Below are 19,530 nucleotides of genomic sequence, written 5' to 3'. Positions count from 1 at the left end.
AAGCAGACACTTTGCACTCCAGATAACGTTCGGAGTGATGTCTCACTCCTTTAGTATATCATATTCGGAGCGGGTTTTGAGTTTTTTTTGCATGATATCCCGGAAGTGTCCAAATTGCCTGTCTGTTGTATGTTCCTTTAGAATGGATAATAGAAGGGAAGTGCATCGGCAATGGATATGACAGTTTTCGTCGTAGAGGACGATAAAGCAATATTTGATTCACTGAAAGAGCGACTGGGGCAATGGTCTTTTAATGTAACTGGACCGAATGACTTTCATGATGTCATGGTCGATTTTATTAATGAAAAACCGCATCTTGTTATTATGGATATTCAGTTGCCTTCCTATGACGGCTTTCATTGGTGCCGCGAAATTCGTGCAATTTCGAAGGTACCTATTATCTTTCTATCATCGCGGGATCACCCGATGGATATGGTTATGGCGATGAATATGGGAGCGGATGATTATGTTCAGAAACCATTCCATTCAGATGTATTGCTTGCAAAAATTCAGGCACTCTTAAGAAGGACATACGCATACGGTGAAGAAGCGCCGGATGTACTCGAATGGAATGGAGCGATGATTGACATGAAGCGCGGTGTCATCCGTTTAGGTGGCAATGAGGTCGAATTGACGAAAAATGAATTTTTCATATTAGCGGTGCTTGTTCAATCAAATGACGAGATTGTTTCACGGGATGAGTTAATCCGTAAGTTATGGGATGATGAACGTTTTGTTAACGATAATACATTGACGGTGAATGTTACGCGCCTCCGTCAAAAGCTCACGGAACTGGGCCTCGGTGAAGCAATCGTCACGAAAAAAGGACTGGGCTATATGGCGACTACGCTGTAGGAAGGGGCTATTTTTTTGTTTATAAGTTATCTGATGGATATGAAAAGTTGGATTCTCTTTTTTATAGCGGCACTCGGGTTTGCGGATATAGTTATTTGGCTGGACGCTGGAATCGATGCGGCATTTTCATCTGTTTTGTATTTTAACGTTTTACTGCTGAGTGTGTTCTTCACTTTTTTCATATGGCGCTATTTCAAGGAAATGAAGTTTATGAAAGCATTAATCCCGCCCAATGGAATAATTGAAGAAGATTGGCAAGAAGCGCTGCCGGAGCCGTTATCAATACGTGACACAATAACGAATAAGATGTTGCGGCAAGTTGCGGATGATTATACGAAAAGATTGTACGATTTAAAAGCAACTAACGTGATTGAAAGTGATTATACGGCAGCTTGGGTACATGAAGTGAAAGCACCGCTGACTGCCATGAAATTGGTGATTGAAGCCAATCGAAGTGAACCGGCATTGCAGAAAATCGAAACGGAGTGGCTACGTGTTCATTTGCTCATCGACCAGCAGTTATACATTTCCCGTTTGCCTTCTTTGGAATCGGATTATGTTGTCGGGAAAAGCGGCATCCACCAGCTTGTAGCTGCGGAAGTGCGCGAGCTTGCATCGTGGTGCAGGCAAAAAAACATGGCTATCGAATTTGAAGATGAAGCGATTGAAGTTGTAACGGATAGTAAATGGTGTCGGTTCATAATCCGTCAAGTGTTGACGAATGCAGTGAAGTATAGTCCGTCAGGCGGAACAATTTGGATCACAACAAACGTTGTAGAAAGTGGCAATGTGGTTCTAACTATAAGAGACGAAGGACCTGGTATTCCATCGCATGACTTGCCTCGGTTATTCGATAAAGGATTCACTGGCGGTACAGGAAGACTACATAATGCAGCAACAGGTCTAGGACTTTACCTCGCACAAACCGTTGCTATCAAGATTGGCATCACACTTACTGCACAATCCGAAGCGGGGCAAGGAACGACGATGCGACTGACATTCATGACTGAGAATGAATTCGACTCTGTACTAACGTGACGTTTATGTAACGTTGGACGACCTGTTTGTCATGCAAATCAAACGACCCAAGGAACTAAGCAGGATAAGATAGGGACATAGCAAACAGGGAGGCCATTTTATATGAATAAAACACATACAACAAAAAAAACAGTTCTGCATGCGCAGAATATTCGAAAGTCCTATGGATCACGCAGCAATGTCCAACAAGTACTAAAAGGCATCGAACTTCGTGTCCATGAAGGTGAATTTGTCGGCATTATGGGTTCTTCGGGAGCAGGAAAGACAACATTGCTCAACGTCCTTGCGACGATTGACCGTACGACAGAGGGGTCTATCCTCATCGGTAATTCCGATATTTCGAAGATGAAAGATCGGGAACTTTCCGCGTTTCGTCGTGAAAAATTAGGATTCATTTTCCAAGACTATAATTTACTAGATACATTAACTGTAAAAGAAAACATCTTGCTACCTGTATCACTTGGTAAGATGAATAAAAAAGAAGCGGAAGCAGAGTTCACGGCAATCGCAGACATCCTTGGCATTAAAGACCTCGCACACAAATACCCGCACGAAATTTCAGGTGGTCAAAAACAGCGGACATCTGCTGCACGTGCTCTTATTAATAGACCCTCCATGGTATTTGCAGACGAACCAACAGGGGCCCTCGATTCCAAGTCAGCATCTTCCCTATTAGGCACATTAGAGGATGTCAATAAAAAGCGGGACGTCACAATCATGATGGTGACGCATGACCCACTTGCTTCGAGCTATTGCAGCCGCGTTGTCTTTTTGAAAGACGGCACCATTTACTCGGAATTGTACCGTGGCGATAAAACGAGACAAGTCTTCTTCCAGGAAATCCTGAAAGTTCAAGGCGTTCTCGGGGGTGACAGCGTTGACACTATTTGATCTTGTCATCCGCAGTATGCGGAAAAATATCAAGCATTATTATTTGTATTTCTTTGCACTGATTTTCAGTGTTGTCCTTTACTTTGTATTCGCGACGTTGCAATATGATTCTGCAGTTATTGAGCAGGCAAATAGCTCCATGAAGATGGATTCCGCATTCAAGGTGGCGGGCATTTTGGTTCTATTCATTGCTGGCATATTCGTTATCTACGCCAATTCGATTTTCCTTCGGAGAAGAAGTAGTGAAATTGGACTGTATCAATTGATTGGATTAACGAAAGGGGCAGTTGCACGGCTCCTTATTATTGAAAACACACTTCTTGGAGCCGGAGCGCTCGTTATCGGAATCGGTGTCGGGATGCTTTTATCCAGAGTATTTTTATTGATACTTATGAAATTGGTCGGCTTTAATGACATTGTAGAGCTATCGTTTTCGATGGGGGCCGTTTTACAGACAGCACTTGTATTCGTGGTTATCATTGCGCTTACATCGATTCAAATGGTGTTTAAAGTGTATCGTAATACATTGCTTAGCCTATTCAATGCTGACAAACAAGGGGAACAGCCGAAGAAGCCGAAAAGTGGGCTATCGGCAATACTTGCTTTTCTTGGTATCGGATTGATTGTCTTTGGTTATTGGTTATCGGCACATATGTTGAATGAATTGTTATTCTTTAATATGCTTGGCGTTTTATTCTCAACGATATTAGGAACCTATCTTCTATTCCGCGTGACAATCAGTTGGTTGTTCTATCAAGTACGAAAGAGAAAGCAAGGACATTTAGGACTTTCCAATAGTTTGTCACTTGCCTCACTCATGCACCGTCTAAAAGGGAATGCGAACTCGCTCACCATTATTACAGTTTTATCTGCAATGACATTAGCGATGCTTGCAGGTTCTTATTCGCTTTATTATTCAACGGAAAAAGAAACGCGCTACATGATGCCATTCGATTTTGCGTTTGAAGAAGGAGCGGCAACACCGCTTTCAGACAACGAAATATCGGCAGTGGACTTTGAGGTTGAGTTAAAAGAAAATGGAATTGATTATACAACTGGGACAATCGAGTTACTCGGAGTGGAAGGAACTCATGAAAAAGGTGTTTTCCCTGCATTTCTTGATATGAGGGAAGAAATTTTTAATGCCTATTTTGTAAATGCTAAGCAATTACGAAAAGCAGGTCTCGAAGTTGAATCACCAAAAGATGGATCTGTCATTTTTCATAATGCTTCCATGGTGGCTATGGCAAAAGATATAAAGATACCATTCGAGATGTATATTACAAGCGGTGAAACAGAAAGCATATTTACCGCTGTGAAATATGGTGAAGGGGACGTTGTGAACGCAGTTTGGGGATCTCAACTTGTAGTGAGTGATGCCGATTTTGAAAAGTATAAAAGAACGATGAAACCAGAAAGAATAGTAGAGATGACCCCAGAGAGTATAGTAAGGAATGTCCGCGTTTTTAATGTAGTAGACAAAGGCCAACTTGCCATTGCTTCTTCTATCCGCAACCCAAATCAAGACACCGTGTCGTCATACGGCACCGATTATTATTTGACGTATGTAAAATCCATGCAAAGTAATGGACTTCTCATCTTTATCGCCGGGTTTTTAGGGTTGGTGTTCTTAATTTCAACAGGTAGTATTTTGTACTTCAAACAAATGACGGAAGCTGAACAAGAGAAAAAAAGTTATGCAACACTTCGTCAACTTGGCTTTACGGTTAAAGATATTATGCGCGGAATTATCCGCAAACAAGTATTTGTCTTTGGCTTGCCGCTACTGATTGGTCTATTGCATTCTATCTTTGCGATAAAAGCGGCGTCGTTCCTATTCATGTCCGATATTACAGTACCTACAACGATTGCTATGGGCCTTTATGCATTGATTTACCTCGTATTCGCATTCTTGACTGTCGGCTATTATCGGAAAACGGTGAAAGCCGCACTATAATTGATTTTAACTTTACGAATAGTTCTAATTTCGAAGTGGCACTCTTTCATGTAAAAGTGGATTGGGTGCCATTTCCGATAAAAGGGATTCATTTCAAGAATACGTTAGAGGTAATGGTTAGGAAGGGGGGGATTAATTGCAAACTCATATAATGCCAATTTTCTTCGCATTTATTGTCTGTTTTATGCTCGCATCATTTTTGACTTTGCCTTGGGCAATCTACCAATACCGAAAATATGGGTACATTAGTTTTTTGCGTACGTTTTTGATAATTAGTTTCCTGTTTTACAGTTTAAGTGCCTTTTTTCTTGTGATTTTACCCTTACCTATAGTACGGAATAATTGTCAATTTGCAGATCCGATAATGTCGTATATGCAATTACGACCGTTTCAATTCATCCAGGATATAGCACATGATACAGGTGTAGTTTGGTCAAGACCCTCTTCATATAAATCATTGGTTGGTGCTCTCTCGGTGTATCAAGTCGTATTTAATGTACTCCTATTATTCCCAGCTGGCGTGTTTTTACGTTATTTATTCAAAACGAAGGACAAATGGTTTTATGTGATTTTCATTGGATTCGGCGTGTCTTTGTTTTTTGAAATTACGCAGTTAACGGGTGTTTTTGGGATTTTTACATGTCCATACCGGCTGTTTGATGTCGATGATCTAATGGCGAATACACTTGGCACCTTTCTTGGCTTTCTTTTTGCACCCCTGTTTTTAGCGTTTATTCCTTCAAGAGATAAGTTAAATGAAGAGGATGAAACGCATATGAATGAAGAACAATCGACCATAGGTGCACAACTTTTTGGACTTGTTTTGGATATTATTCTAGTTAGGTTCATCACGGGTGTTGTTATGAATGTGATGAAATGGACAGGTACGTTTACCGAATTTGCGCTCTTTACGGTTGTCCTATTTGTGGGAATTGTAATTGTACCGATGATTTGGAAGGGCTATACACTAGGTTCAAGAATTGTTCGGATGAAATTACAGCCCGACACGACCAAATGGTTTACAAGTTTAAGCAGACGATACCTTGCGATTTACTTGCCTTATTTCTTCAGTGGACTTGCAGGTGTAGCAAATCAGTTTGCAAGTCAAGCAGAATTACTGTTACTCCTTTTCTCAATCGGACTTGTTTTTTTATCAGTGCTTTTATGGATGACTGTAATCGGACATATACTAATTCGTTGGATAAAAAAAGACAAGCCACTTTATTTTAATGAGTATAGCAATATAATTTCTTTAAGAAGACATACAAAAAATTAAATGAATAAAGAAGGCGGAATTCTTATTCTACCTGTAAGAAAGAGGAATGTTGGATGAACCCATCAATCGCAAAAAAAGAACGAATTATTTCATTGGATATTATCCGTGGAATCGCATTGTTTGGTATTATGCTTATTAACATACCTGCTTATCAAGTTGTTATGGAAGGTGATATTCTCCCCGTAAATAGTGGTATGAATCATTATGTAGATATGCTCATTCATATCCTGGTGGAAAAGAAATTCTTCTCCATATTCTCCTTCCTGTTCGGTATCGGTTTCTACATTTTTACATCACGTGCCCAGCAGCGTGGAGATAAGCCAAGATGGCGTTTTGTTCGCCGTTTGCTTAGCTTATTGGTACTCGGTATCATTCACGCAATCATATTTTGGGGATCTATTTTAGCAGCCTATGCTGTTATCGGATTTCTTCTCCTCCCATTTTACAGGGTACAAATCTCGACCATCAAAAAATGGCTGGCAGGCTTCACTTGCGTTTACCTGATTGCGCTGATTATGGCGTTAGTCATTCCGACAATGGCCAGTTCCATGGCTTCAATCGGAAATGATACAGTGCTGGTCTACATTATGTTTTTGGCAGGTTTCTTAGTTGCAAAAGCGGACTGGCCACGACAAATTGGCCGATTGCAAAAGCAAGTCAGATGGATTCAGATTGTGACACTGCCAATCGTCATTGGTTTTTCTGTATGGATTTGGATAGCAAAGCAACAAGGTGTAGATAGTGTGGAGTTAATCATTTCTCTTGGCACAATTCCTACCGTGCTGTTTTATCTGGCAACGATGTTCTTATTGCTAGAAAATAAAACCATTGTACATTTACTTCAACCTGTTGCCCGCGTTGGTCAAATGGCTTTGACTAACTATGTTGCTCAAAGTTTCATTGCATTGACAATCATGTCACTAATGGGCATCAAATTTGCATCTTCAAGTCAGACCGTCTTGATTGCCAGTGTTATTTTCATTATCCAAATACTTTTTAGTGTCCTATGGTTTAAATTTTTCAAGATGGGGCCATTGGAGAAAGTATGGCGTCTTATGACCTATGGAAGAAAAAATTCAACTACGAATAGAAAAGGAGCAAAATCATGAAGAAAGTATTCGCAGCAATTGCAATCATAGTTGTTATCATTGGTTTCCTAATAGCCTTGAGATCAGTGGGATTCAATCGATTAGGCGCAGAAAGTTATTATGTTCAAATCACGGAAAGTAGTACTAAACTCGAGGACCAATCACCTAGCGGAGAGCTATATGTTCGATACGAATACACACTGCCTGCATTTGATAAAAAAGGAAATGAAAAAGAGTTTACGTTTACAGGTGATCATGAATTGCGTAAAGATGCATATTTGGAGTTGTTTATAAAGAAAGGAAAGGGAGTAACTTCCTATCAAGAAGTGAAAAAGGAAGAGATTCCCGCAAAGGCAAAGGACATGTTGAATTGAATGAAAGATGAATTCTAAGGTGATTAATATTTATTAAATAATGAATATTATACAGATAATTGCTATAGCAACTTTGATAATCGCGTTAAAGGTTAAAGGTTAAAGGTTAAAGGTTAAAGGTTAAAGATTAAAGTATGAGTATTGGGTTTCTATTTCGAAAACGGCATCGATATCGTTATCTTCGGTATCACTGTATCAACTATATACGGAAAAAGTAGTAAACATTTCACTGGAAAGTTAGTCGAACAAAATGGCGACAATCAAGTGTAAACGGATTAGTTATTTGAAATTCCTTGAATTAGCAGAATAGGAAAGCATCAGACTATAAAAACACCGGATTCCAATTAGGAATCCGGTGTTTTTACTAGCGATTGGGAATTGTGTTACTATTTACAAAAGGATGAAATTTGTGAGGTGAAAGTATAAATATTCCTAACAAGGCTTAAATAATACAAGCATTCTTTTTATTTTGATATTCCCTCCATCTTTAAGATGCAATTTTACTTTTTTCGGATATTAAAAATAGAAGGAATGTGAGAAATATAAAATCCGCCTGTCGATAAAAGAAGTATCAGACAGAGGTTTCCGAATTTTAATTTTTCACTTTTTCAAAGCGAAATGTTTATTTTATTACTCACGTTTGTTTAGGTGCTTGTCGCGAAAGGCTAATGGTTAGCGAACAAAATAAGGTGGATTATTTCTGTTTTGGGGTAGAGAATAATAAAAATCTTAATGAGAAAGTGAGGTATCACTATGTTTATGGATGCGCTAATGGTTGGTCTAGCGAATGATTTTATATGGACGTACATACGGATGTAGCTAAGCAAATCGATGGCATTAGAAAGGATCCTCTTGCGAGCGCATTGAATACAGCAGGCTATAAATACAGTAGTGCAACTCCGAGGGGGTGGACCTTCGTTGGCGACAGCGATGAACCACTTGATCAAAGCATTTTCGACTTTGTGAAATCCAAATCATCGGCCAAGAATACTCATTCACAACCGGTTCCCAAGACAGTTACAACAGATTCACATGCTATTCATCGACAATTCACCGATGACGAAATGCGAGCCATCAAAGAGATGTTAAAATCATGGCAAGAATCAGCTCCAGTAATTAAAAGGGAGCCAACGCTTCATGAACGTATTAAACAACTTCCACAAGAAGAGAGAACGCGAAAGACCATTGTGATTGATCAAACTATTGGGGAGCGCTTTGATGTGTTTTGCGAAGCGGAACGCCTCAATAAATCGGACATTTTACATTTAGCGTTGGTTGATTTTATGGATAAATTCGAATGCCCCTCATTGAGGTAAATCTGCATAATTATTCAGGTAGACAGGCCTGACGTTCACCAGAAAGCCCGTTAACTCAACAATGTATATTTGATGCATACAGAAAACAAAGGACCGTTGGAGATGAAATGAGGGTTTATAAGGGGTTATGGCGTATGATCAACTTCCGAGAATTCTTATTGCGTAAAGAAGTTAACTACTTCCGTGAACTGGCGTTATGTTAACCTGTCGTGTATAGACTATACAAGCCTGTTCAGCAATCAAATCATAAGGAGGTATTTTAAATGCCGTGGTCAGAATTAAGATCAATAATAATTATGCTCTTGCTTTTAGGTTGGTGTGTTAGTTTAATGCGTCAAAAAAGTGCATTAAAAAGGGAAAACGCTAGACTTTTGGAAAAGACCGGAGAATATGGAGATATGAAAAATGAAGCAAAGGAAATATTAAAAAATTTATCAGAAGTAAAAACCGTTAAATCATTGAGAGAGAAGTACGGTTTGTCCTTGATAGATGCAAAGAAAATCGTGGATTCAGTAAAATAGCAGTGATCTTATTAAACTAATGGGCCATTTAGTTGCAATTATGGAACCATTTACTACCTCGCTACGTCTGGATTAATAAGAATTTTCAGTGTGAATGGAGGTATAATTATGTGGGTAATATTCGGTCTTATCGCAATAATAGCAACTTGTATAAATCTTTATATGTATGGAACAGGCAAAGATTATAAATTGGCAATGGCGATGGGATTATCATTTACGGCACTAACAATTGTTGCAGATTACAGTATGGTGTCCGATTGGGTAGAGGTGAAAGATTGGGCTGCATTATTAGATGTAGTACCTACGATGGAAACAGCCTTATGGGTTTTGACGATTATATCGATTTTATTAAATATTACTCCTATACTTTTAGAGTTGAAAAACAAAAAAAATTAATATGTTAATTTTTTTCAGCTAACGGGCGCGATTGTCGTACAAAATTCGTGCTTCTGTCGGGCTAAATAATACAAGAATTGCTAAATAGAATTCTGACTGTCGAGGTGCTTGATATTGAAAAGACCAATTGGAATTAGACTAGATGGTTGTATTTATACTAGCAATGGTGAAGATTTAAGTGAGGAAGAGTTTTCTAATGCTTTTATTGAATTTATTGAAGAAAAAGGATGGTATTTCGGTGGTGGCCTTTTCCAAATAGACGAGGAAGGAAATCATATAAAGGATATTGTATAGCTTGTAGCGCAATCAGGCGCAATTCTTGAAAAAGGATTTGCGCCTGTTCAGTAAAAGGAGCCATTTAGGAGGAGCAACATATGAAAAAACACTGTTGTGAAGATATGGATTACCATGCAAATTTCAAATGTGATATGTATAGCGATCCATTTGAATGTCCTGATAAAATAATGATTTTCGATGATAAAGATAACGACTACGGTTTGATAATCCATGATGGTGGCTCTTCAAGTATAAGTATTGATTTCTGTCCGTGGTGTAGTTCGAAATTATAAACTACTATGCAGCTAACGGCCGCGATTGTTTAATTAAGCGTCTCTGTTTTTATTAAACTAACGAGGTGATTTAGTTTAAGATTCAGCTGCCTTTACAGGGCATTTTTTTATTGTGTAATGGAGGTAACTACTTCCGTGAACGGGTGTTATGTCTACCGATCGTACATCCATGCTAAGTGCAAGAACAAGGATTAGGATGTATGAGCCTAAAAACTTCTGAATTCGGAAGTGAACCCCGATAACCAATGGTAAACCCTGAGTTTTAATAGTTAACTCGGGTAAATTGAGTTAACTAACACGTGGAGAAAATTAAGAGAAACAGAGCTCATTCTAAAATCCGAATATTAAACCTTCAAAAACGTCTACCAGCCTTTTTAAGCCCCTTTAAGGAAAATCACATATAAATTACAAGAAAAAAACCCTTAAAGCGCTCAGAATGAATTTCAAACCCACAAAACCCCCTTCGCCAGGTGGCGTCTTCCAACGGAGGTTGGAAGAACAAAGGAGGGTGAAAACAATCTCTCGTATCAACTCCTTAAATTCCTTCCGCTTTGCTTCAGTCAGACATTTACCGTTGACACTTCCCCTTTATCCACTGCCAAGCCATAATAAAAAAAACAGGGACCTTTGCGCTTTTTCACAAAGGTCCCTGTTTTTTACATACTAAACGTTATATATATTTTATTAAAATATATATTCCTAATCTCGCCTACTTGATAATAAGCAACGTTATCGCAATCAACATACCTATTAAAAGAAACACCATTCCTCCAATAGGATACCCGTTAGTATAGTTAAAGATGATAAATCCAACACTCACGATTAACAAAACAGTACAATATATAAAATAAAAAATCTTCTTTTTTTTACTCATCTCTAACATCAACAAACAAATCCTCTACGAACTGACTTTCCATTGAGACCATCCCTAGAAACATTGGCTTTATGATTCGTATTAAAATATGTAACCATTGACACAAGTGTTCCAACTGCAGGTATAGATTTACCAAGTTTCTTGAGAACTGACTTTAAAGTAGCTAATGTCACATTACCATTTCCAATAGCCTTTGTTAGTTCTCCAAGCGCTTGAGCTCCTCCGACAAAAGGTATAAGTTGTATTTCTTGAGCTACTAAACTATCGACAAGCCTCGTATATTCATCAAATTTTTTATCAGGCGTTTTTACAATAATATCCAATGTACCTAAACGAGAAATTCCCAACTTTTCTCCATAATTATTTGCATATGCATGCCCAGTTATAGCTTCTTTCTTGCCCGTATATCCATCCGGCCATATTTTACTACATCTCGCAAAAGTCGTTACAGAATTTCCAGTCTCACCGACATTTAAATTATTCAAATCTAAACTAGTCTGCTCTGTAGTTTTATTCATATTGTCAAACGTACTTAAAATGAGTCTATCATCACTCAATATAAGTGTAGTTGAACTGTCTTCAATAAGATTTCTTAAAGAACCAGTAATTTTATACTTTTTCGTATGCACAACGTCATCGACAGTTATCTCTTCATACTCATATACAATGCGATTTTCTTCCATTTGATAAAGCATAAAGTCTTCTTCATCCTGAATTACTGTAAAATTAATTCCACTATCATCCAAATCACGAGTCTCGGCAAGAACCTCTAGTATAGGCAACTGAGAAAAAGCAAGTATAAAAACAATAAACAAGATAATAAACTTTTTCATTTTTACATAATACCCCTTTTCTTTAAACAAAAATATTTACACTCTCTATAATTCATACATTACCACTAATATGCAAATATGTTAAATAAGAGTTATTTTTATTCAGCAGAAAATCTTCCCAATTTAACACAAGTGAAATATGTTAGATTTGTAAGAATAGGCTGCCTTTCAAAAAACTCGCTAACTATTGCACTTTTGGGATGATGAAATAGTTAGCGAGTTTTTTATACCTTTCTCAATAGAGTGCGGATTTATGGGCATCATTGAATCTAACACAATGCAAATAAGTTAGATTTGCGAAGTTTGATATTAACAAGCATTTAGCAGTTCTTAGAAAACAACAAACTAAAAGGAATAATAGTACTGATGCAGAACCAATAAAACTAGTAGTAAAGTTATCATTTAGAAGTATGGATGACAGTGTTGATATAGCTTTAAAAAAGCCTTTTAGAACATATAAAAACTGCACCTCCAATTAGTTATTAATTGGAGGTGCAGTTTTTATATGTTCTTTATCAATAGATTGTATCTAAAAGTATTTACCAACAATTACTTTCCATTTGTTTTTTCTTTTAACTCATTCGAAGGAATGAATTGGTTTTGACGAAAGAGGCGTCTCAGCTTGCTTCGCACGTGCTTGATCGAAACTAATATGGCATCGTATGGCGAACCGTAAGAATCCACAAAGAAGTATTAATTTTTAAGTACGGAATCAATCAAGGCGAAAAAGTACTGATATAAAAGGTTGGATCGACTTTGACCGTTCTCTTTTCTATTTACGCCAGAAAACAGGAAAACAAATTAATGGAATTGGTGAAGTACATTTATTTAAGAATTATATCCAAAAGAAATAATAAAAATCAATAAAAATAACGATAAAATTATTAGAAATACACAAAAAATTATTGTTAATAAAGTTAACGTTTTAGGGATGTTGAAACGATTTTTCCAAATGCTAACTAGGAAAAAAAAGCTTAAAAGTAATATTATTATAAATATTGAGATAAATACATAACGTTCTTTAATAATAATCCATAGGTCCATTTTAAAACTCCTTTACTTCTTTTTTGGCATTTTCTTGCTATATAAGGAACATAGTGGTAAATTTCAGCTTACATAATATATTATCATAACATTGGTAATATATTAAATTAAAAGGAGTGATATCAATGAAGAATATTTTTAAAGTTGGAAAAGTTGGATTTTTATTTTTAGCGACAGTAATTTTTTTGTTTACTGTAATTCCTCAAAATGCAAGTGCTGCAATAAAAAAAAATAATGAAACTTATGAAGAATTGTTTGAAAGTTTGGGAGGGGTGGATCAAGAAACTATTGATTTATTTAATGAGCTAGATAAGTACCGAGTAGAATCAGAAGATGGAAGTTTCAAGGTGGATGTGACAACTGCTGAACTAGATGGTGTGCAATCCGAAGTTTTAAATGTAATGAACATCCTTAACGCTATGCTTACTGGAGACGAAGAAGCTTCAGTAATAATGCCTCTAGCTTTATTCCCTATAGGTAGTTATGGTAACTACTGTGGCAAAGGGAATAATGGGTATGATAAAACGGCAATTGATAATTTAGATAGTGCTTGTCGTACTCACGATATGTGTTTTACAGGGTTCAATAGTTCGAGTGCTGCATGTAATCAAGTTTTTATAGGATCATTGTTGCCTATTGTACAAGCAACTACTGCACATACTACAAAAGGAGCATACGCTCGAGCAGCAGTGGCTCTTTTCCTCAAATGGGTATAATATCATCATCAAGATGACGACAATTTGACGATGCAGTAAAATATGCAAAGTGATTCTCAATTCGGGATATTAGTTATGTGCCTATTTTTATGGAAGTCTATTTAAAAAAGAGGACTTTTTATGAGATATTCGCAGAATAATGAATGTTTAGATATGTCTTGTGTGTTTTGCGAATCTAACACAATGGAAATATGTTAGATTGGGAAAAAGTCTCTCTTTTATTTAGAAAGGGAGACTTTTTTATCTATTGCGGGTGGCATAACTTTATAAACGTTAAATACTCCTTCTTTGTATACTGTATATAAGTGATTACAGCCAATGAAATGTACCACTAGTGACATGTTTTTTACCACCAAGTGACATAGATTGTACCAGTGAGAGACAATACCTTTACCACTTCATACCTTCTGGATAGTTAAAGACAATAAATATACTTTTCAGAAATGGAAATGCTATACTTGCTATACAAACTCGGCTAATTCGTAATAAAGTCTTTATGCCGCAAACGGGCCATTTACTTTAATAAGAAAAAACTTGTTGTTGTGCCAAAAACCAGTAAAAGTTAGAGTATCAGAAAGCAATGGTGAAATTCATAATTTTTTTTGAGTCTTCTTTGACTTTAAAACGTATAAGTTACTAAGGGGGTTATGTAATGCTTGAACGAAAGAACAAAACACTTATTGTTTTTTTGACTATAATTATGTCTATATCAGGATTTTTAATTTCTGGTTGCTCGCAAGATGAAACAGGGGACCCAAATAAGGTAGTCATTCAAAAAGTACTAGAGCACCAATTTACGGGGCCAGATAAGGAGTTTATGGATTTGTTGTGGAATCCTAAATACAAGATTGTTGAAAATGGGGCAGAAAGAAATTCAGAATTAGATAAGTATATAGAAGAGGTTTATGGAGAGTATTTCACAGAGAGCCAACTAGATTTCTTCATGCGGGCATTCGGTACTACTTATCAAAGTTTCGCTGATTCTAATGGATATACGTTACATTTTAAAGAAGCCTCGATTGAGCAGGATGAACAGGTCTCAAATCGGTATACATTCGTAGCGAAGGTAGGGTATCAGAAAAATGGGGATGAAGAAAAAATAATTAATGTTGAAGGTTTGGTCCTTTTTTCTACAAAAGAAGAAGGGAAAATCGGGAAATTCCAATATGGAAATGACAACGGATTCTCAGATATATTGAGACAATGAGCAATTAAACAATGACTTTGTTAGTCAATAATCGGGTGCGTTTGTTTAAGATCATAAGCCTAATTTCTCGTTCAAGGTACGTATGGTTGTTCTCAGAAAAGAAATCTAAAATTTTTCCAATGAAAATAACACTTGGTAACCAAATAGTTATAAGTGTAGATGGAGAACATGAATTTTTCCTTAATAAACTTCATGATGGAGTCCATGTTTAACGAATTGCATTCTGAAAGTTTAACAATTTTACTTAGTGATTACCACAATATCTATTTAAGTGTACTTAAAAAGAAAATCCGAATCTAACACAATCCAAATATGTTAGATTCATAAAAACATCCTAAACCCTTGATACAAAAGGGTTTAGGATGTTTTTTATCCTTGTATTTTTTTCGTCGTCAATTTGAATCTAACTTAATGCATGTTAATATTATCTTAAGTTAGATTGAGGTTTGTACGTTAAAATACGTGAGGAAGTGTACTGAAAGCATGAAATTCGTTGAACCGATACGGGATCTTCAAAAGATTAGCAGCATGAAAAAAATCCTTTTTGCGCAAAGCGAAAGTGGACTAACCTAAATTATTGAGACAATATAAAACACCTTCGGAGTGGTACATTTGTAAAATGTACCACTCCGAAGGTGTTTTTGCATGGGCAAAAACGTATATTCAAGCGAAGTTAAATGGGCAGTTGTTAAAGATAAACTAAGTGGTGAATTGACAACTAATGAAATTATGGAAAAACACGGAATCAAAAATAAATCACAGGTTGAAACTTGGATGAAATGGTACCGTGCGAATGAAATTTATCGATTTGATCAGCCAATCGGTAAACAATATACATTTGGTCACGGTCCCGAGTTAGCCAGTGAAGACGACAAGCGGGAACGTCAATTATCTCATTTGAAGATGGAGAACGAAATCTTGAAAAAGTACATGGAGATCGAAAGGGAGTTAAAAAAGAAATAGTTCTACAGAGTGTAGAGAAACTTAAAAAGAAGTACACGATTACAGCCATTTTGTCCGCGTTAGGAGTACCACGGGAGAACTATTATAGATGGTGTCTTCAAGCTATAATAAGCCGCTTTCAGTAGAAGAGGAAGCCATTATGGAACTGTATAAAAGCACTAGGTATCGGGATGGTCATCGAAAAATAAAGGCTATGATGAAGCAGAATGAAGCAGAAATATAATATAGAATTGAATCGCAATACAGTTCAGAACCTCATGCAAAAGCATAACTTACAGTGTCGTATCAAGCCAAAACGGAAGTGGAAATCCCAAGGTGAAAGTATCATAATTGACCCTAACCTTCTTAACCGCGATTTCACGGCTAGTAAACCGAACAAGAAGTGGGTGACAGACATCACATATATCCAATATGGCAGTACTACAAAATATCTTTCGACTATTATGGATCTATTCAAGAACGAAATTGTCGCTTACAAATTATACGATCATCAACAAACCTCGCTCGTGATTGACACGTTAAAGGCGGCGATGGCTGTCCGTAATCACCCTCAAGGCGTGATTGTGCATTCAGATCAAGGAAGTGTCTACACGTCATATGCGTACCAGGCCTGCATTAAGGATAACGACCTCGCCAGCAGTATGTCGCGTAGAGGAAACTGTTGGGATAATGCGGTGATTGAATCTTTTCATTCGAACTTGAAGTCTGAGGAATTTCAATATGTTAAATTTAATTCATTACGTAATCAAGACGTAACTGAGCGGGTAATTACCTATTTAAATTATTATAATGAAGAACGTATCCAAGAAAAATTAGGATACCTAACACCCATAAAGTATGGTGTCACGGCAGCCTAATAAAGGTGTTTTATATGTGTCTCATATCGCTATGTCAGTCTACTCAGGTGGTTTTTTAATTTTGTACAGGTTCGTGTTGGAAGAAAGTGGTATACTTTGTGGTTAGTGATACGTTCCAATGACTATAAATATTGACATAGAGAATCCTCTCAACAACGCTTGGCGCTTGGGGATGCCTCCCGCAATAAGCCAAACAGAAAACCGCTGTCAGTCTTATTGCTTCGGCTACCCCTATGAGGCGCCTTCGCTGGAGATTATATAGAATCATTAGTTCAACATATATAAGATTGGATTAAGAAGTAGGAGGGGTTTGATAGGTTAGAAATACTTAGAGTTCAAAAAAACAGATACTCTGCTACAAAAAATATACCAAATAAGTTTTTGACCAAGAGTATATTGGGTGAAATGTCTATGCAAGGTTTTTATCAACAAGTATGTGAGTCGGAACTTGCGATAGAATCATTGTGACTGTATCCATTTGAACAATAGGAGAAAAAAAGTTGGAAAAGAGATTCGTATTTTGAACTAATATAATAGATGAGTAAGGAGGAAAAAATTGTAAGCTTTGAAAAGGGATGCTATTACATTTTTTAAAGTGTTAATTTATTTGGCTATTGGTTTCATCCTAACTGAAAATGTATTAGGAGTAATTTATGAAAAATTCGGGATTAGTTTTATGGGGAACGTATGGGTTAATTGGTTCGGGTTGTCGTATCTTTTGTATTTTGTCTATACAACAATCCGTGTGCTATTTACAAATAAAAATAACCACTTGTTTAAAAAACGTATGAAATCCAAGGTTTTTTGGGTACTTTTTATTGTCTCGGCTTACGTCGTCTTTATTCCTTTTATTAAAGGAGAAAATCCATTCTAGCCCAACTAATGATAGTTAGTTGAACAAAGAACAAGAAATCAACAAGAGGATTTAATGGATCGCGCTAGTGAAAACGCCAAACGTAAATGTTTGGCGTTTTCACTAGCGCTTTTTGCTGTTTTTTTTACCGCTGAACGGACCTGTTGACTTCGGTATGATTTATTTCCAATCACATTTCCTCAGGTGCCTTCATACCTAACAATCGTAACGCCTCTTTCAAGACAATCGCCGTACTCGTGATCAGCGCAATTCTGTATGGCAGATGATCAGCATCGGAAAGCACTTTGACATTCCCGTAAAACGAGCTAAACGTTTGAGCGAGATCGATTGCATATTTTGCGATGATGGAAGGATCTAAATCATCCGCAGCGCGCTTGACTGTTTGTGGGAATTGCTCCAATGCTCGAATGATTGCCCATTCGAAATCATTGACGTCATCCACGCTATACGGCTGTATGTCACCAGCTTTTCTTAACACTGATTTGGCCCGTGCGAAAGCATATTGGACGTAGGGACCGGTTTCACCTTCTGTCTGGAGCATTGTTTCTAAGTTAAATTCGATATCGTGTTTGCGATGTTGTTTCAGGTCACCGAAAATGATGGCACCGACGCCAACTTCTTCAGCGACTTGCGCTTTATTCGCTAAGTTTGGATTCTTCGTTTCAATTGTCGACTGTGCAAGTGAAATCGCCTCATTCAAAACTTGCTCTAGCAAAACAATTTTCCCTTTGCGGGTGGACATCTTTTTTCCGGCTTTTAATATGAGACCGAAAGGAATGTGCTGGATATCGTCTGCCCACTCGTAGCCCACTTTACCGAGTACTTTCTTGAATTGTGTGAAGTGGAGACTTTGTTCATTTCCAACGACATAGAGAGATTTCACGAAATCATACGTTTCTTTTCTATCGATTGCAGCGGTTAAATCGCGTGTGGCGTATAACGTCGCGCCATCTGATTTCATAATCAAACAAGGTGGCATATCCTCACCCAGTTCAACCACGAGTGCACCATTTGATTCTATTAAGAGTCCTTTATCTGCTATTTCCTTAACGATGGGTTCCATCTTGTCATTATAGTAGGCCTCGCCGTTATAGGAATCAAAGGTAATACCCAGCAAATCATAAATGCGTTGAAATTCCTTGAGGGATTCCGTTTTGAACCACTTCCATAAAGCCAGTGCTTCCTTATCACCGTCTTCCAGGGATTTGAATGCTGCTCTGCCTTCAGCGTTAAGCGAATCATTGTGCTCTGCTTCTTCATGGAATCGGATGTACAGTTTTAACAACGTCTGGATTGGAGCTTGCTGGACCTCTTGTTCGTTGCCCCATTTCCGGTAGGCTGTCAGTAGCTTGCCAAACTGTGTGCCCCAATCTCCGATGTAATTGATTTTTACGGTCTTAAAACCATTCTTTTCGAGTAGTAGTGCAATCGAATTTCCGATGACGGTGGAGCGCAAATGCCCCATGGAAAATGGTTTGGCAATGTTGGGGGAAGATAAATCGATTGTGACAATCCCGCCATTTCCTTCATTAGATGACCCATAGGAAACGGATGGATCCAGAATTTTCTGCAGTAGGGCACTGGTAATTGTAGTACGGTTCAGAAAGATATTCACATATCCGTTGACGGCTTCTGCTTTACGAATTAGCGGATGTTCGATTGCCAGGGCGATTTCATTGGCAATGACAACAGGCGATTTTCTAAGTTCCTTTGCGAATGGGAAGCATGGTAAAGCCAAATCGCCTAAATGTGCATGGACAGGCTTTTCTAGCATGTTTTCATCCAATGGAATCGGACTAAATTGTTGCAGCACTTGCAAGACATCCATTTTCATTGTCAACACTCCTTTTGGTTGATTGAACTAAAAAAGCGTAAAAAAAA

The 19,530-nt window shown here is 37.5% G+C and carries 16 protein-coding genes and 1 pseudogene; 15 read left to right on the top strand and 2 right to left on the bottom strand.

Annotated elements, in window-relative coordinates; all coding sequences use genetic code 11:
* Positions 1 to 171 precede the first annotated feature (171 nt).
* The 12 genes from MKY15_RS05770 (at position 172) to MKY15_RS05715 (ending at position 10,281) form a co-directional block, all read left to right on the top strand.
* Entirely contained in the window at positions 172 to 855 is a 684-nt protein-coding gene (locus MKY15_RS05770) for a response regulator transcription factor (protein WP_342539244.1), read from the top strand.
* Positions 856 to 870: 15 nt separating this feature from the next.
* Positions 871 to 1,893 (top strand): sensor histidine kinase, encoded by a 1,023-nt coding sequence (locus MKY15_RS05765; protein WP_231885734.1) that lies wholly within the window; start codon positions 871 to 873, stop codon positions 1,891 to 1,893.
* Positions 1,894 to 1,995: 102 nt separating this feature from the next.
* On the top strand, positions 1,996 to 2,784 hold the full coding sequence (locus MKY15_RS05760) for an ABC transporter ATP-binding protein (protein WP_187046110.1): 789 nt from the start codon (positions 1,996 to 1,998) through the stop codon (positions 2,782 to 2,784).
* Positions 2,762 to 4,741, top strand: a complete 1,980-nt coding sequence (locus MKY15_RS05755; RefSeq protein WP_342539243.1) for an ABC transporter permease — start codon at positions 2,762 to 2,764, stop codon at positions 4,739 to 4,741. Before MKY15_RS05760 ends, MKY15_RS05755 begins: the two co-directional genes overlap by 23 nt.
* Positions 4,742 to 4,877: 136 nt before the next feature.
* Positions 4,878 to 6,017 (top strand): VanZ family protein, encoded by a 1,140-nt coding sequence (locus MKY15_RS05750; protein ID WP_342539242.1) that lies wholly within the window; start codon positions 4,878 to 4,880, stop codon positions 6,015 to 6,017.
* A gap of 53 nt (positions 6,018 to 6,070) precedes the next feature.
* Complete coding sequence (locus tag MKY15_RS05745) at positions 6,071 to 7,126, top strand: DUF418 domain-containing protein (RefSeq protein ID WP_342539241.1); 1,056 nt, start codon at positions 6,071 to 6,073, stop codon at positions 7,124 to 7,126.
* A complete protein-coding gene (locus MKY15_RS05740; protein WP_340741035.1) occupies positions 7,123 to 7,479 on the top strand; it encodes a YxeA family protein in 357 nt (118 codons plus the stop codon). Before MKY15_RS05745 ends, MKY15_RS05740 begins: the two co-directional genes overlap by 4 nt.
* Before the next feature lie 797 nt (positions 7,480 to 8,276).
* Complete coding sequence (locus MKY15_RS05735; protein ID WP_342539240.1) at positions 8,277 to 8,795, top strand: hypothetical protein; 519 nt, start codon at positions 8,277 to 8,279, stop codon at positions 8,793 to 8,795.
* 263 nt (positions 8,796 to 9,058) lie between these two features.
* The gene (locus MKY15_RS05730; RefSeq protein ID WP_338654808.1) at positions 9,059 to 9,316 is read left to right on the top strand and encodes a hypothetical protein; all 258 of its coding nucleotides are present in this window, start codon (positions 9,059 to 9,061) and stop codon (positions 9,314 to 9,316) included.
* Positions 9,317 to 9,424: 108 nt separating this feature from the next.
* Complete coding sequence (locus tag MKY15_RS05725) at positions 9,425 to 9,712, top strand: hypothetical protein (RefSeq protein WP_187046103.1); 288 nt, start codon at positions 9,425 to 9,427, stop codon at positions 9,710 to 9,712.
* Between the two features lie 114 nt (positions 9,713 to 9,826).
* On the top strand, positions 9,827 to 10,006 hold the full coding sequence (locus MKY15_RS05720; RefSeq protein WP_187048040.1) for a hypothetical protein: 180 nt from the start codon (positions 9,827 to 9,829) through the stop codon (positions 10,004 to 10,006).
* An 80-nt stretch (positions 10,007 to 10,086) separates the two neighbouring features.
* Positions 10,087 to 10,281 carry a hypothetical protein gene (locus tag MKY15_RS05715; RefSeq protein ID WP_187046102.1) on the top strand — a complete coding sequence of 65 codons (195 nt, stop codon included), beginning with the start codon at positions 10,087 to 10,089 and terminating at the stop codon, positions 10,279 to 10,281.
* A gap of 882 nt (positions 10,282 to 11,163) precedes the next feature.
* On the opposite strand, the gene MKY15_RS05710 is transcribed toward MKY15_RS05715, so the two are convergent.
* Entirely contained in the window at positions 11,164 to 11,988 is an 825-nt protein-coding gene (locus MKY15_RS05710; RefSeq protein WP_342539237.1) for a hypothetical protein, read from the bottom strand.
* A gap of 1,169 nt (positions 11,989 to 13,157) precedes the next feature.
* Here MKY15_RS05710 and MKY15_RS05705 point away from each other — a divergent pair.
* The 3 genes and pseudogenes from MKY15_RS05705 to MKY15_RS05695 all read left to right on the top strand — a co-directional run bounded on the left by MKY15_RS05705 (position 13,158) and on the right by MKY15_RS05695 (position 16,775).
* Entirely contained in the window at positions 13,158 to 13,748 is a 591-nt protein-coding gene (locus MKY15_RS05705; RefSeq protein ID WP_342539236.1) for a hypothetical protein, read from the top strand.
* 652 nt (positions 13,749 to 14,400) lie between these two features.
* Positions 14,401 to 14,955: a hypothetical protein gene (locus MKY15_RS05700; protein WP_342539235.1), complete on the top strand. Its 555-nt coding sequence runs from the start codon at positions 14,401 to 14,403 to the stop codon at positions 14,953 to 14,955.
* A 645-nt stretch (positions 14,956 to 15,600) separates the two neighbouring features.
* Positions 15,601 to 16,775 (top strand): annotated as a pseudogene (locus MKY15_RS05695) (IS3 family transposase).
* Positions 16,776 to 17,818: 1,043 nt separating this feature from the next.
* Here the strand turns inward: MKY15_RS05695 and argS are convergent.
* Positions 17,819 to 19,483, bottom strand: coding sequence for an arginine--tRNA ligase (gene argS / locus MKY15_RS05690; RefSeq protein WP_342539234.1), 1,665 nt, complete (start codon positions 19,481 to 19,483; stop codon positions 17,819 to 17,821).
* Positions 19,484 to 19,530: the final 47 nt, after the last annotated feature.

Source organism: Sporosarcina sp. FSL K6-1540 (assembly GCF_038620285.1).
GTDB lineage: Bacteria > Bacillota > Bacilli > Bacillales_A > Planococcaceae > Sporosarcina > Sporosarcina psychrophila.
This window is presented reverse-complemented; position numbering and strand designations above follow the sequence as displayed.